At 38.4% G+C, this 13700-nt stretch carries 12 protein-coding genes; 6 read left to right on the forward strand and 6 right to left on the reverse strand.

The genetic code is table 11. The features are described from left to right. Positions 1–40 precede the first annotated feature (40 nt). Entirely contained in the window at positions 41–1225 is a 1185-nt protein-coding gene (locus WAE64_RS05560) for a hypothetical protein (RefSeq protein ID WP_340235243.1), read from the reverse strand. A 267-nt stretch (positions 1226–1492) separates the two neighbouring features. Between WAE64_RS05560 and WAE64_RS05565 the strand changes: the two genes are divergently transcribed. The 3 genes from WAE64_RS05565 to WAE64_RS05575 all read left to right on the forward strand — a co-directional run bounded on the left by WAE64_RS05565 (position 1493) and on the right by WAE64_RS05575 (position 3288). Continuing rightward, positions 1493–2083: a hypothetical protein gene (locus tag WAE64_RS05565; protein WP_340235244.1), complete on the forward strand. Its 591-nt coding sequence runs from the start codon at positions 1493–1495 to the stop codon at positions 2081–2083. An 86-nt stretch (positions 2084–2169) separates the two neighbouring features. After that, positions 2170–2436 carry a hypothetical protein gene (locus tag WAE64_RS05570; protein ID WP_340235245.1) on the forward strand — a complete coding sequence of 89 codons (267 nt, stop codon included), beginning with the start codon at positions 2170–2172 and terminating at the stop codon, positions 2434–2436. A 105-nt stretch (positions 2437–2541) separates the two neighbouring features. Next, positions 2542–3288 carry an NIPSNAP family protein gene (locus tag WAE64_RS05575; protein WP_340235246.1) on the forward strand — a complete coding sequence of 249 codons (747 nt, stop codon included), beginning with the start codon at positions 2542–2544 and terminating at the stop codon, positions 3286–3288. Positions 3289–3374: 86 nt separating this feature from the next. Here the strand turns inward: WAE64_RS05575 and WAE64_RS05580 are convergent, their stop codons facing one another. Both WAE64_RS05580 and WAE64_RS05585 read right to left on the reverse strand, forming a co-directional pair. Beyond that, entirely contained in the window at positions 3375–4994 is a 1620-nt protein-coding gene (locus tag WAE64_RS05580) for an amidohydrolase (protein WP_340235247.1), read from the reverse strand. A gap of 23 nt (positions 4995–5017) precedes the next feature. After that, a complete protein-coding gene (locus tag WAE64_RS05585; RefSeq protein ID WP_340235248.1) occupies positions 5018–6160 on the reverse strand; it encodes an amidohydrolase family protein in 1143 nt (380 codons plus the stop codon). A 194-nt stretch (positions 6161–6354) separates the two neighbouring features. Between WAE64_RS05585 and WAE64_RS05590 the strand changes: the two genes are divergently transcribed. Beyond that, positions 6355–6993 carry a SanA/YdcF family protein gene (locus WAE64_RS05590; RefSeq protein WP_340235249.1) on the forward strand — a complete coding sequence of 213 codons (639 nt, stop codon included), beginning with the start codon at positions 6355–6357 and terminating at the stop codon, positions 6991–6993. A gap of 75 nt (positions 6994–7068) precedes the next feature. On the opposite strand, the gene ispF is transcribed toward WAE64_RS05590, so the two are convergent. The 3 genes from ispF to WAE64_RS05605 form a co-directional block, all read right to left on the reverse strand. Further along, positions 7069–7548 (reverse strand): 2-C-methyl-D-erythritol 2,4-cyclodiphosphate synthase, encoded by a 480-nt coding sequence (gene ispF / locus WAE64_RS05595; RefSeq protein WP_340235250.1) that lies wholly within the window; start codon positions 7546–7548, stop codon positions 7069–7071. 235 nt (positions 7549–7783) lie between these two features. Beyond that, a complete protein-coding gene (locus tag WAE64_RS05600) occupies positions 7784–8413 on the reverse strand; it encodes a hypothetical protein (RefSeq protein WP_340235251.1) in 630 nt (209 codons plus the stop codon). A 15-nt stretch (positions 8414–8428) separates the two neighbouring features. Beyond that, positions 8429–9034: an RNA polymerase sigma factor gene (locus WAE64_RS05605; protein ID WP_340235252.1), complete on the reverse strand. Its 606-nt coding sequence runs from the start codon at positions 9032–9034 to the stop codon at positions 8429–8431. 614 nt (positions 9035–9648) lie between these two features. Here WAE64_RS05605 and WAE64_RS05610 point away from each other — a divergent pair. Next, complete coding sequence (locus WAE64_RS05610) at positions 9649–10776, forward strand: hypothetical protein (protein WP_340235253.1); 1128 nt, start codon at positions 9649–9651, stop codon at positions 10774–10776. 53 nt (positions 10777–10829) lie between these two features. Beyond that, the gene (locus WAE64_RS05615; protein ID WP_340235254.1) at positions 10830–13610 is read left to right on the forward strand and encodes a CHAT domain-containing protein; all 2781 of its coding nucleotides are present in this window, start codon (positions 10830–10832) and stop codon (positions 13608–13610) included. Positions 13611–13700: the final 90 nt, after the last annotated feature.

The following is a 13700-nucleotide window of genomic DNA, read 5'->3' on the forward strand; positions in this document are numbered from 1 at the left end:
AGAGGTTTTTACCTGCTTTTACTAATGCTGATACTAATTTTTATAAGACAGGGTGCCGTTTGAACGGCTTGGTGTGGTCGAACAGATAGCGGTAGGTAATATAAGTTTTAAACTTTTTAGCACCCAATATTTGTGTTACTTTCAGCATATTTGGGTTGAAATCGGCTATCCAGTTTAATTCAAGTATTTTATATTGATAATTTGGCCGCCAGCAAGCTTTTGAAAATGCCAGTGAAATGGCTGACTCTATCCCACGCCCTTGGTATTCGGGTATCACGCCAAAAATTACCCCTCTTGCTTTATGATTGGTTTTCATTAATTGATGATACAGCCATTTTAGCTTTCCTATCCAGTTTAGCTTACCGTTTAAATGCTTGATAATCTGGTTCAGTTCTGGTATCATAATTGAAAATGCAATGGGTTTATCGTTATGATACCCAAACCACATCAGCTCTTCTTCTAGTATCGGCTTCATCATTTGCATAATCGCTTCGGCACGTTCGGCGGTCATTTCTCCGGCCGCCATATTTTTAGCCCAGGCTTTGTTATAAATAGTTCTGAAATCCTGCGCAAATTTCGATAAGTGCTTTTTATCAACATGGCGAAAATCATAACCAGGTGTATTGTACACACGGTTCGCAATTTCGAAAAGTGCTGGGCGCACAACTTTGCGAGCCTCTTTTTCTTCAAGTGGCAACAGAAATGTATATTGCTGAAAATAATCCCGAAAGCCATAGTCTTCAAAAAATTGTCGGTAATAGGCATGATGGTAAAACATCGACCAGGTAGGCTCGGCATCATAAGGGTCAACCAATAGCCCCCACCAGTTATCACGCTCACCAAAGTTAATTGGCCCTTCCATGGCTTCCATACCTCTTTCTTTTAGCCATTCTTTGCACTTATCGAACATAGCAAATGCCACTTTGTTATTGTTGATACACTCAAAGAAACCCATGCCGCCCGTTGGTTGGTCGTTACTATGTACCACCGTATTCGGATTAATAAAGGCAGCGACCCGGGCTATTGTCTGGCCTTGTTCGTCAATGGCAAGCCATCTGATACAATTGTTATCTTTTAATAATGGATTTTTTTTAGGGTCGAAAACCTTCTCAATGTCGTTATCTAATGGACGAATCCAGTAGGGGTTTGTTTTATAAAGTCTTGCCGGAAATTCCAGAAACTCTTTCTGGAGTTTTGGATTGTCTCCTACTTCAATTATTTGCATGTACAGTTTATTATCGGTCTTTACTGCAAAGATACAGCAATAAAATAATAGAAGGTAGGTGTATGCGTAATTGGGTGATACTATGGGGTTTATGAAATTAATGGCACAACATTTAATAAAATTTTAGAAATAACTTACAACCAATTACGTTCTAAAATAGTCTATTAAGAAACATTTAAGAATTTATTAATTATTTGTTAGGTGTCTTTTTCCTTAATTTTGAGTCTTAATACAAGACAAAAGGAGTTTCAACGAAAAAAGTAAAAAATGAAAAAACAAGTATTTGCTTATTTGATTGCTGGATGCATGCTTGTCTTTGCGCACACCTCGTTTGCACAAAGAGTAACCTTAGAAGATTTGCTGGACAAAGCTATGGTGCTTTCTCAACAGAATGAGAAACAAAAGTTGGCCGAAACCCTGAAAGACGGCAGTATTGCCTTGGAAAGCGAGGCTAATACAAGAGGAAACGATATGAAAGCTAAATTGCTTGGACAAGCAGGAGAGCTTAAAAATCTTATTCCATTGGCTACCGAGGGTACTCTGAAAACAGACGTACTTGGCAAGGTAATTAATACCATAAGATTGGTAGTGGGTGCAAACCAGATAAATAATTTGTTGAGTGAAGGCAAAAATGGTTTGCTTGGCAATGCCGAAAGTCTTACTGGTAGCCTGAATCTGTTGAATGCAGGCAAAGAAGCGCTTAATGTTAAAGACCAAGATAAACTAGGTACTTTGGTAGATGCTGTTTCTGGAGCTGTAAAGAAACTAAATGGGCAAGATACAAGTGCTAAATTGGCTGCTTCGTCGGCAAAAAAAACCTTGGGAAAAATAGTTGACTTGATAAAAGACGCTGTTTAGGATTTTAATTAATGAAATAAGCCAGAAGCTTCTCTCAGATGTAGGGGAGCTTTTTTTGTGTATATTGCACCAAAATTATAGAGACTATGAAGATTCGGTGCCCTAAATGCGCTTGGGAACCAGACGGAGGCGAACATTGGCAATGCCATTGCGGCCATATCTGGAATACTTTTGAAACTATTGGCCGATGCCCGGCTTGTCATCATCAGCATGAATATACACAATGTGTGCCCCATGCCGGAGGGTGCGATAAGCACTCGCCACACCTTGATTGGTACGAAGGGCTTGATAAAATTGTAGAAGAATTGATTGAAGAAGTGTTTACCACCGAAGAGGTACTTCAACAGCCATAGATTAAAGGTTTATAAAGTACGTAGTTATGTATAAAAATATCATAGAAGTAATGAATGTATTTTCTACATAATGAAATACATTTGTATTCTAATCAACCTTATTCTATGAAAAAATCAATCAGCCTATTTATGGCCTTATTGTTTACTATGGCTGCCTTTGCCCACAAACAAGACACCCGCTACTACGAGATGCGGATTTATTACTGCGAAGCAGGTAAACTACCCGATTTGTTGACTCGTTTCAGAAATCATACTACCAAATTGTTTGAAAAACATGGTATGACCAACGTTGGATACTGGGTGCCTATATCAAATGAACAAAATGCCCTCTATTATGTATTGTCGTACCCGAGCAAAGAAGCACGAGATGCTTCGTGGAAAGCCTTCGGTGCTGACCCTGAGTGGAAAACTGTAAGAGAAAAATCTGAGGAAAACGGCAAGATAGTAGCCAAAGTAGAATCAATATTTATGAACTTAACAGATTTCTCTCCGGCTGTAAAAGCGCAGAAGAAAAACCCTGAAAGAGTTTTTGAATTAAGAATATACACTCCAGGGCCTGATAAATTGAATGATTTACTGGCACGTTTCAGAAACCATACTGTAAAACTTTTCAAGAAACATGGTATGGATAACATTGCTTACTGGACAACTATCGAAAAAGATGGAGCGCAGCCGAAACTAGTGTATTTCTTAGGTCATAAAAGTGAAGAGGCTGGTAAAGCATCTTTTGAGGCTTTCAGAAAAGACCCGACATGGGTTAAAGCCCGTGAAGAATCGGAGAGAAACGGTAAACTGGCCGAAAAAGTAGAATCAATATACATGACACCTACTGATTTTTCAACGATTAAATAAATTTTTTTAATGTCGAGTGTCGATTGCAGATTGTCGAATAAGGTTTTCTTAATTTGACATTCTGCAATCGACACTCGACATTTTCTTTATTTTTTCGCTTCTTCTCTTACTGTCGGATACTTAATACCCAATTGCTCAAGATAGGTTTTGTATTTAGTAGCATCATAATAATACTTACTCATTTCCGGACGGAATTTCTCCATAATCTCTTTATTCAACTGAATAGCCGGCTTATCATCTTTCGAAATCAGCGGAGTATATTTTATTTCTTTCGTTTGCTCTTTGTTATAATACTCCCAAGCATTTTTAATAATTTCAGGCTTAAAAAGCATATCTAATACTGTAAGTGCTTCTACTTTTGCCCCTGCGGTACAGCCTTTGTGGGCAATAGGCGTGGCCATTGTAATTGCATTGGCCCAGTGATGCCCCGGCATACCCGGCATATTCGACGGATAACGCAACACAACAGTAGGCAAAGACCACGAAATATCAGCAATATCATCAGAGCCACCCTGACGAATAATATTTGGCGAATACACAGGCTCACCCATAGTATCTAGTTTCATGGCTAGTCCGTCAGTTTTAGGTGAATTGAGTTCTTTCTGGCTGGCTTTTGCCAGAAGCTGGTCTTCTGCCGACCACTCAGGTAAGCCTATACGTTTTATATTATAAAACATGGTTTCGGCAATAGGCTTATTAAAATGCCCCGGCCAGGCACTACCAAGTATTTCGTAAGTAAATTTGGTGTCGGTCATGATAGATGCGCCTTGTGCCATCTTGATACCGTTATCAAAAAGATTTTTGATTCTAGGGTAAGTACGCTCACGGAAATAATACCATACAGTAGCTTTAGACGGCACAACGTTTGGTTGGTCTCCACCATCTGAAATCACATAGTGCGAGCGTTGTGTAGTTTCCAGGTGCTCACGTTTGTAGTTCCAGCCTATGTTCATTAACTCAACGGCGTCAAGGGCACTTCTGCCACGCCACGGTGCACCTGCTGCATGGGCTGCTGCTCCTTCAAAATGAAATTTTACTGAAACCAATCCGGTATTTCCGGCATCTCCCCACGATACCGAAAGGTTATCGCTCACATGGGTAAATATACAGGCATCAACATCTTTAAAATAGCCATCACGTACAAAAATGGCTTTGGCTCCTACCTGCTCTTCGGCAATACCCGGCCATAGCATTAATGTACCCGATAGTTTCTCTCTTTCCATGATTTCTTTCAGGGCAATCATGGCTGTAATATTAAGCGCCTGCCCCGAGTTGTGGCCTTCGCCGTGGCCGGGTGCGCCATCTACAATAGGGTCTTTGTAGGCAACACCGGGTTTTTGTGAGGCTTTCGGAATACAATCTACATCAGAACCAATGGCAATCACGGGTTTGCCCGAGCCCCATTTAGCAATCCAGGCGGTAGGCATACCTGCCACACCTCTTTCTACAGTAAAACCGTTTTTCTCAAGCAATTCAGTAAGGTATTTTGAGGTTTCAAATTCCTGAAAGCCTAATTCGCCAAAACTGAAAATCTGGTCGTTTACTTCTTGTGTAAACTTCTGGCGTTCATCAATTTTCTTGATAACCTCTTGTTTCAAAAGTTCAAGTTTATCGGGTGGGTTAGTGGTTGCTTTTTTCTTTTTTTGAGAAAAAGCAATTCCGCTGCTCAAAATCAAAGTAAGAGCAATGATGAAGTGTTTCTTCATGTAAGTATTTGTTTAGTTTAGATTTACTTCGGAAACTGACCCTTATCAAGGCCGGGTACTATTTTCAAGGCGTTTTTGTAGTACACTTTTTTCAATACTTCGTCTGGCAGCCCTAAGCCATACATGCGCCAGTAAGCATGGTATTTTTTATGGTAAGGAAAATACTCATCTTCTGACTCCAGTACACGGAAGTACGTCTGATATTCATCGGGCACCCAAGAGTCTTTTCCGAATAAGATACGGTCCTGACGTTTTTCAAAGAATTTCTTAGCTGTGCGTGGTTGGCGGCCTAACTCGGCAATTACAGCACCAATTTCGGCATACATATTCGGGAATGCATCCATCAGACTATCAAGTTTTGCCAGATTATTCGGGTACCAACCCATGTGTGCGTTGATGAAGATGGTTTTAGGGTTTTTTCTGAAAACATTGTGTTGTTGCACAAGTAGTTCTTCCCATGTAAATTCTTTTCCGGCAGAGGCGTCACGTTTGCGGCCCGGGTGCGTTTTTAATTCTAACCAACGCTCGTTCTGTGCATTGATAGGGTCCCAGAAAGAAGAAGGGTCGGCAGTATGGATTAATACCGGAATTCCCAATTCGCCTGCTTTTTTCCAGATAGGGTCAATGCGAGGGTCGTCAACGGGTACAATCTTACCATTGTCTTTTACATTAAATCCTAAGCTCTTATAGATTTTAAGCCCTTTGGCTCCACGTAGTTTTACATCATCTTCCAAGGTTTTTACCGCTTTGGCTGTCCAGTCAGGCTCATTTATTTTAGAAAAATCAATGTTGGTAAAAATAGCAAAACGATTAGGGTAATAAGTCTTTACACTTTCAATTTGCTTTACCAGACCTGCGGTACTCTTGGCTTCGTCCTGATTAAACCCACGGCCGCTCAGATTCACCATAATGCCCATATTTAATTTGTCCATTTCTGTGATGAGCTTATTCAAATCGTCTTTGCCATTCATTTCCCATTGGTGGTTATGAATATCAATAAAAGGAAACTTGGCACGCGTGATAGGCTTCCCCGGAACAACTAAGGTTGATTTAGGCTCGTATTCCTCGAAAGTAACTGCACCGGCATTGTCTCCAATTTTAATTTGTTGGGCAAATAGCTGGCCGGTAGTTAATAAAATAGTAGTGGCTAATGCAAACTTTTTCATTAATTATCTTAGGTAGTTTATAAATGATTTTTGCAATATAACGAATAATGATAAATTTTCGGCAGACGAATGGCATGTTTCAGAAGAATAGTATGTGATTTGAGAATATAAATTCATGAAAATTTTCTTGCTCTTATTTATCTATATATTTTTATTAGAGCAAAATACGTTTTGTACTCACAGTTTCTAAAATTATGAACAAGAAAAAACGCATTGTCTTATCCTTATTTGGGCTGTTGATTGTTGCCGCAATAGCAGTATATGTATGTGATGCTACCATTAAGAAATCGGCCAAAGGTAAAGTCTACACAAGCGTTGATGATATTCCGTATAGCAGGGTAGGTTTGCTACTAGGCACAGCCAGAAATACCAAAAGAAAGGGATTTATGAATCCTTATTATAAACATAGAATTAAAGCAGCTACCGATTTAATGAAAGCCGGTAAGATAAAATATCTGGTTATTAGCGGAGACAACGGCCGAAAAGAATACAACGAGCCCGAAATGATGCGTGATGATTTGATAAAAGCCGGCATTGACTCTGCCAATATTTATCTTGATTATGCAGGTTTCCGGACTTTTGATTCAATGGTACGGTTGAAAGAGGTTTTCGGACAAGATTCGGTTACTGTTATCTCTCAATTATTCCATAATGAGCGAGCGCTGTTTATTGCTTCAAAAGAAGGTATTGTAGCTAATGGCTTTAATGCCAGAGACGGCTATGCCGAGGGCGTGATGTTAAGAGAAAAGCTAGCCAGAGTAAAAGTTTTTGTCGATTACCTGATAGCCACCAAACCTAAGTTTTTGGGAAAGAAGATAGAAATACCCGATTAAGGAGTTTTGGTATAGGTATGGCAGGTGTACCCCAACGGAGACATAAACGTTGTGCCTCCGTCGGAATTTGATTGATTAAGCCTTATAAATTAATGCAATGGCATGCGCTTCTAAACCTTCTTTGCGGCCTACAAAGCCCATTTCTTCGGTTGTAGTAGCTTTGATTGAGATACAATTTTCGGGCAGATTGGTTACTCCGGCAATGGCTTTTATCATTTCAGGAATATACTTACCTATTTTAGGCTCTTGCAAACAAACCGTTGAATCGATATTACCAATTTTATAGCCTTCTTTATCGAGCATTTCTGCTACTATTTTGAGTAATATTTTACTGTCGATACCTTTCCAGCGTGGGTCGGTATTTTTGAAATGTTTACCAATATCGCCCATAGCTGCGGCCCCTAAAAGCGCATCACAAATGGCATGTAAGAGTACATCAGCATCTGAATGCCCAACCGAACCAACACTATGTGGTATTTTTACACCACCCAGCCACAGGTCGTATCCTTCGCCTAATTGATGTACATCATAACCCTGCCCAACTCGAATATTCATAATATAATTTTAATTTGTTTTATCGTATAAATTTTAAAGTTAGGGTAAAACTAAGGATTTTTAATGAGATTCGAGAAAAGAGATTCTAAGAAGAGATATCTGAGTTAGCATTTCTACACAAAGCCAATCATAATTGTACTCAAACGTATAAGCCGGGCGTAAGCAAATATTGGTATAAAAAATAAGGCTGCTTTGGTATAAAAGCAGCCTTAGTATATGAAGTAAAGATATTTAATCAAAAGGTTTTACCCCAGAAAATCTGCCAATGAATTTTAGTGATTTCCCATTTTGAGAAAGGGCGGCCTGTATCTTCCCATTTCACTTCGTCAAAAGTCTTTTCGGCTTTTGTTGCTTCACCTACTTGTAGATAAGCCACCACCAACAACCATTTTGATTCGTTACGGAAGTTTTTACTTACGTTTTCATCAGCTTTCAAGCGCTCAAGAATCTTGATTGCCTCTGGCAGGTTTTGTTCGTTTTCCAAAAGCTGGGTAGCTTTTTGGTAATCGTTGGCACGCACCTGGGTTTCGGTGCTCACCGAAACACCATCGCCCCGGTAGTTAAACTTCTTTGGCGAGAAGGTAACAGTGGTAGATAAAAGAAAAACTACAATAGCTGCTGCTGTACTAACAGTACCCAGTATGTAACTCAAGCCACGTTTGGGTTTGTGAATGTGTGTACGGGCATTTGCTACACTAGTACGCACATGAGCCCTTAAAAAGGCCTCTTGTACGAGTCTAAGGTCTTCAACTTGTTGGTGTAAATTAAGGTCGTTTCTAATTAGCTTTTCAAATTCTAGTTTAGTTTTCTCTGGCATTATGCCTGCTACATAATCTTCAATCTGATTTTGCAGAATATCATCCATAGTGTTTAAAAATATTTATTGATGATTTGAGGTAATCAATTCCATTATTTTTTTCAAGCACTTACTTTTGGCATTTCTTACCGTTTGGTCGTTTTCAAATGTCCCGTTGGCTATAAGTTTTTGTGAAATTTCTTGCATTGATAAGCCCTCAATAAGGCGCATATCTAATATTTGTTTACAATTTTTTCCGAGTTTATTTACAAGATTGATGTAATTCTCCCAGTTTTCTTTTTCTATGAGCATATCGCTCACATCATCTTCCAGTTTATCCCACTCGGCCATATATTTATTCTGACGCTCCTCTCTTGAAGCCTCTTGCGAAATATATCTAAACCATAAATTTTTACAAATACTTTTCAGGTAAGTCTCTAATGTAGCATCTTTGAGGGTAAAACTACCTTTTTTTACGTTCACAACAAATGCTTCAATGGCTTCCCAAATGATGTCCTCTGGTTGCTTTGCATAATCTCTTCCGGTGCTTCTATGGATAATGAACCTCTCCAAAGAAACATGAAATTTCTTATATAATGCTACTAACGCCTCATGTTCTTTACGTCCACCTGCCAGAATCCCCTCAACAATTGATTCATCTGACGGGTGTTTTGATAAGCCAAGGATCATATTATATCTATTAATATCAATGCCCCCCTTTTATGTAACCTCCGGAAAGATTTTTTTTTTAGGGCCTTTAAAAAGTATAGTAATCACTCAGTAAAAATTTACAGTTAGTTTAATTTTAACAGCTTGCTTAGTAGTAGTTTACTAAGCAATAATTATGCAAAACAACCCAGTATTTTGGTAACAAAAAAAAAAAATAAAAAAAAAGAAAAATTAATGGTTACAAATTTACTTCTGCTGATATTAATGTTCAGAGTTCAGTGCTTACTAAATCTACACAAGGCTTATAATTGATTTTGGTAAAATGCCTAAACAGGCTAGTAAAAAAAATTATATGCTTTGTGGTTACAAAACGATATTCGACTGATATTAATACACACAAGTTAACTCTATAGCCATAAAACAAAACCCCTCACCCAAAATTTTACTAGGGTTAGGGTTAATTAGCTCAACATTCCCCCTCATTTTGAATAAAAATAGGGGGATATTGACTTTGTTCAAAGTTATACTTAAAAAAAATCTCAACAAAGTTTTCCTTACAACAAAAATTCAAAGATATTTGTTAAGTTCATAAGTTTTGCCAAGGTCTATACTATATTAAAATCACTGACGTTGTAATGAAAAAAATTTACTCTACTTTATTCTTACTATTCACGTTTACGGTTGGCGCTTTCTCACAATCAACAACAATTACTGCTGGTCAGACTGCAAATATCCAACTACCTGTACTAAAGAATGAGGAATTATCTTCGATTCAGTCTCCGAAGGTAGGTATGATGGTATTTGATGCGACTTTTAATGTTGTGAGGGTGTATAACGGAACAACCTGGAGCTGTATAGGTTGTAACGAACAAGCCTACTCGGGTGTACAGCTTGCAAATATCGAATCATTTACTATCGAAAACACAAAAGTTGGAACCAATACCGTATATACCGCCAATAATATTGGGGCATTTAAGGTTGGCGATAACGGAATCGGAAAGGTTAAGCCTGTATTGAGTAATAGTGGCGTACAGCCTAATGGTTTTTTGATGGATAATCAGGATGTAATAGTTTTTGAAACTACACTCCCGTGGCAGTTACAGATTCTATCGCAGTACGACCTGCTGAATATCATCAACCAAAGTAAATGGGTGAATCCGTACACGTATAACCAACCAATTGATTTGATTACTGATGCAGACGAAACTACCCTTACTTATAAAGTAAGAGAATCGGGTAGTTTTGAGCGCCGCGAAAGCAATATATTTGGTTTAAAAGCTTACAGATTTACCAACCGTGTATATACCGAAATATATGCGCCATTTGTGGGTTTCTTTGATAAGCTAATTACACCTGAAACCGCAATTGATTTATACAAAGCAATGGGGCTTAGCCCGCAGGCATACAATATTTTCAGTACATCGCCATGGTTCGCTGTGAATGATGGTACACTGACATTCCCGAGAGGACAAAATAAACCCCAGAGTAATTATGGGCTGATTTACTTCATAGCTAAGTCAAAAAATTTGCCAAATTTCCGCATGAGAATCTTTACCCACCGCCCAAGCTCAAGTAATATTGAGCAGTATTTTGATAGAAGCGGTAATATTAAGAACCGTTCGGAGTATTTGAATAATTATTATATAAACGCCATGAATTCTGACGTCCCGTCGACGTTGAACTTCTCAACGAAAAACCCTAACTTAAAAGTTGCCGACCCTCCAAGAGTACCACCGCCAACAGCAGGTACCGAAAACGGTTGATTTTTAGTGAAGGGCAATCGATATGTATTTAGTCATAAAGCTAATGTTTTAGTATGAGAAAAAATCTTCTTATATCTGTATTTGCTGTATGCGTGTTGAATGTATGGGCGCAGTCGAAAGATCAGGCAATGCAAATTCAACAGGTAAGAGATAAGGTATATACTAGCCTGAACAACCACGAGATTACTACCGAACAAGCACTGAAAACTTATAAGGGCCTTCAGAAGAAACTTCTTGATAAAAAAGATTACGAGAATTATCTGGAGATGTATTTGTTTACAGCGGTAGATATTTATGTAATTAATGATGACTACGAGCACGCCTCAGAAGTGATGCTCGAGAGTTTTGATGCATTAAAATACTTCAACGGTGAGAAAAAAGATTTGTATTTCTTCCAGTTAAACGCCGAGCTTTCGGAGTATTACCGACGAATGCCTAGCAAGCTTAATATGGCAGAAAAACATTTCAAAAAAGGCTACGATTTTTTATTACAACATAAAGAACTTCAGAAAAAAATACCCGCTTTTGTTATTACTTTCCTGAGCAACTATGGTCGTTTGATTGATGACCTGGGAGATACCGAGCAAAGTTTCTATTATTTTCAACAAGCCAGACAAATTGCCAAGCAAGAGAAAATTACGCTAAACCAGTATGCGGTTTTGAGTAATATGGCAAGGTATTACAGAGAAAAAAAACAATATGAAAATGCGCTTGCCTTACTGAAAGAAGCACTGCCACTAGCTGAAAGCGATGATAAAATCGCTAATATTCATTTGTCGATAGGGCGTTGCTATAATCAGATGAACCAGCCAGCCAATGCATTGAAAGCACTTGCAGATGCAGAGAAGTTTTATAGGAAGGCGCAGGAGCAACAACCTCGTATCTGGATTTATATACAGATAATGAGAGCCGATGCTTACGTACAGCTAAACGATTTAGCCAGAGCCGAAAACACCTATAAAAATGCTCTGAAAGATTTTGTTCGTATTTTTAAACATTCGCAGGGTATTCAGGTAGCACGTATTGAAAACGGCCTAAGCGAAATTTATCAGAAAAAAGGTAATATAAAAGAAGCACTATTGCATAGCGAAAAAGCTATGGTAGCTGCCGATAGCTCTTATAAATATTTAAGTGTAAACGCCAGCCATACTTTTGAGGCTATGAGTGCACCCCAAGAGCTGTTTATAGCATTGAATCAAAAGGCAGATTTATTGTCGAGTTCAAATCCGGCCTTATCGGCTGATACTTACATTGCAGCTATTAAGTTTGCTACGCATTTGCGTAAAACTTTTGATATGCCTGAGTCGAAGCTGTTTTACAGCGAAAAGGTGTATCCGGTTTACGAAAAGGCACTTTCTAAGTTGTTTGAGCAGTGGAAAGCCACTCGGTCGATAGTATGGGCTGAGAAGTTTTTTTATGCCTTAGAAGCCAGCAAATCGGCCACCTTATGGGATGCAGTAAAAGAACAAAAGATACGTCCTAAATCGTTGAACGAAGATGTGCTGAATCAGGAAGCGGCTCTGCGTCAGAAGATTGTGAAATTACAAATAAGGCTAATGGAAGCAGGCAATGAAAAAACGCTTTCTGATTTATCTGACGCCAAAATTCAGTTAAATCATCTTACCAAGAAAATTGAGCAGGAGTCGAAAAGTTATTATAAACTCAAGTATGATAACCACCTGATTTCACTGAAAGAAACACAGCAGAAAATTGATAAAAATACCGCCTTTGTCGATTATTTTTTAGGTGAAAATGTATTGTATTACCTGGCTGTTGGTAAAGAATCTTATAACATTGTTAAACACGAAAAGGCTTCTGAAATAAATAACCTTGTACTTGAGTTATACGCTAAAGTAAATACCCCACCAAATATTGATGCCTACAAAGGGCACCAATTATCAAAAAGAATTTATGAAGCATTATTAGCTCCGATTGAACCTATAATGAAGAAGTCGAAGAAGCTGATAATTGCCCGCCATGATATTCTGGGCTTTTTGCCTTTTGAAATACTAGAGAAAAAAGGAGAGTCAGACTACCTATTGTTTGATTATACTATTTCTTATGCCAATTCCGCATCATTACACTTCGACAACGATATTAATAAACCACAGAGCGATATTATCGCCTATGCGCCATTTAGTAATGGTAAGCAGTCTGGTATTTTCAGAGACAAGGGCTTTAAAACCTTGCCGGCTTCGAGCAACGAAATAGGCGAAATAAGTGGACAGATTTTTCAGGATAATAGAGCCACTAAGCTGAATTTTCAGGAAACTTACCGCAACAAAGGTATTATCCACTTTGCTACTCATGCACAGGTAAATGATGCCGAGCCTTTGAAATCTTTTATTGCTTTGTATCCTGAGGGTAAAGATTTTAAATTGTATACGCCAGAACTCTACAATTTATCTTTAGAAAATACCCAATTGGTGGTGCTAAGTGCCTGTGAAACAGGTAAAGGGCAAATCAGAAAAGGAGAAGGAATTATAAGCCTTGCAAGAGCATTTCAGTTTGCTGGTTGTCCATCGGTTATTACTACACTCTGGAACGCCCACGACGAAAGCATTGCCAAATTATCAGAGAAGTTTTACTATTATCTGAAAAAAGGCTACGCTACTGATGAAGCCATTCGCTTATCAAAAATAGACTTAATTCAGAACGAGTCAGACCACCCATTTTATTGGTCGAATTTTGTATTGATTGGCAAATCTTCGGTAATTCCGATTGCTTCAAACAATATCATTTATCTTTGGATAGGTTTATTTGTGCTTATATTATTAGCTGTGTATTTTTTCAGAGCCCGAATAGCTACTTTTTTCTCTAACTTGTCGAGATAAAATATATTCTGCATTTTTCGAAACTCATCAGAAACCTTACATTTGTGATTAGTGTTATGTTAGAATAGGCTTAACAATATGTTAAGATTC

Source organism: Emticicia soli (assembly GCF_037860775.1).
Taxonomy (GTDB): Bacteria; Bacteroidota; Bacteroidia; order Cytophagales; family Spirosomataceae; genus Emticicia; species Emticicia soli.

What these genes read in the sequence shown, in the direction of transcription:
- ispF (WP_340235250.1), bottom strand. Translation starts at nt 7,548, where the DNA reads ATGAATATTCGAGTTGGGCAGGGTTATGATGTACATCAATTAGGCGAA.
- WAE64_RS05600 (WP_340235251.1), bottom strand. Translation starts at nt 8,413, where the DNA reads ATGGATGATATTCTGCAAAATCAGATTGAAGATTATGTAGCAGGCATA.
- WAE64_RS05570 (WP_340235245.1), top strand. Translation starts at nt 2,170, where the DNA reads ATGAAGATTCGGTGCCCTAAATGCGCTTGGGAACCAGACGGAGGCGAA.
- WAE64_RS05560 (WP_340235243.1), bottom strand. Translation starts at nt 1,225, where the DNA reads ATGCAAATAATTGAAGTAGGAGACAATCCAAAACTCCAGAAAGAGTTT.
- WAE64_RS05580 (WP_340235247.1), bottom strand. Translation starts at nt 4,994, where the DNA reads ATGAAGAAACACTTCATCATTGCTCTTACTTTGATTTTGAGCAGCGGA.
- WAE64_RS05615 (WP_340235254.1), top strand. Translation starts at nt 10,830, where the DNA reads ATGAGAAAAAATCTTCTTATATCTGTATTTGCTGTATGCGTGTTGAAT.
- WAE64_RS05575 (WP_340235246.1), top strand. Translation starts at nt 2,542, where the DNA reads ATGAAAAAATCAATCAGCCTATTTATGGCCTTATTGTTTACTATGGCT.
- WAE64_RS05590 (WP_340235249.1), top strand. Translation starts at nt 6,355, where the DNA reads ATGAACAAGAAAAAACGCATTGTCTTATCCTTATTTGGGCTGTTGATT.
- WAE64_RS05585 (WP_340235248.1), bottom strand. Translation starts at nt 6,160, where the DNA reads ATGAAAAAGTTTGCATTAGCCACTACTATTTTATTAACTACCGGCCAG.
- WAE64_RS05605 (WP_340235252.1), bottom strand. Translation starts at nt 9,034, where the DNA reads ATGATCCTTGGCTTATCAAAACACCCGTCAGATGAATCAATTGTTGAG.
- WAE64_RS05565 (WP_340235244.1), top strand. Translation starts at nt 1,493, where the DNA reads ATGAAAAAACAAGTATTTGCTTATTTGATTGCTGGATGCATGCTTGTC.
- WAE64_RS05610 (WP_340235253.1), top strand. Translation starts at nt 9,649, where the DNA reads ATGAAAAAAATTTACTCTACTTTATTCTTACTATTCACGTTTACGGTT.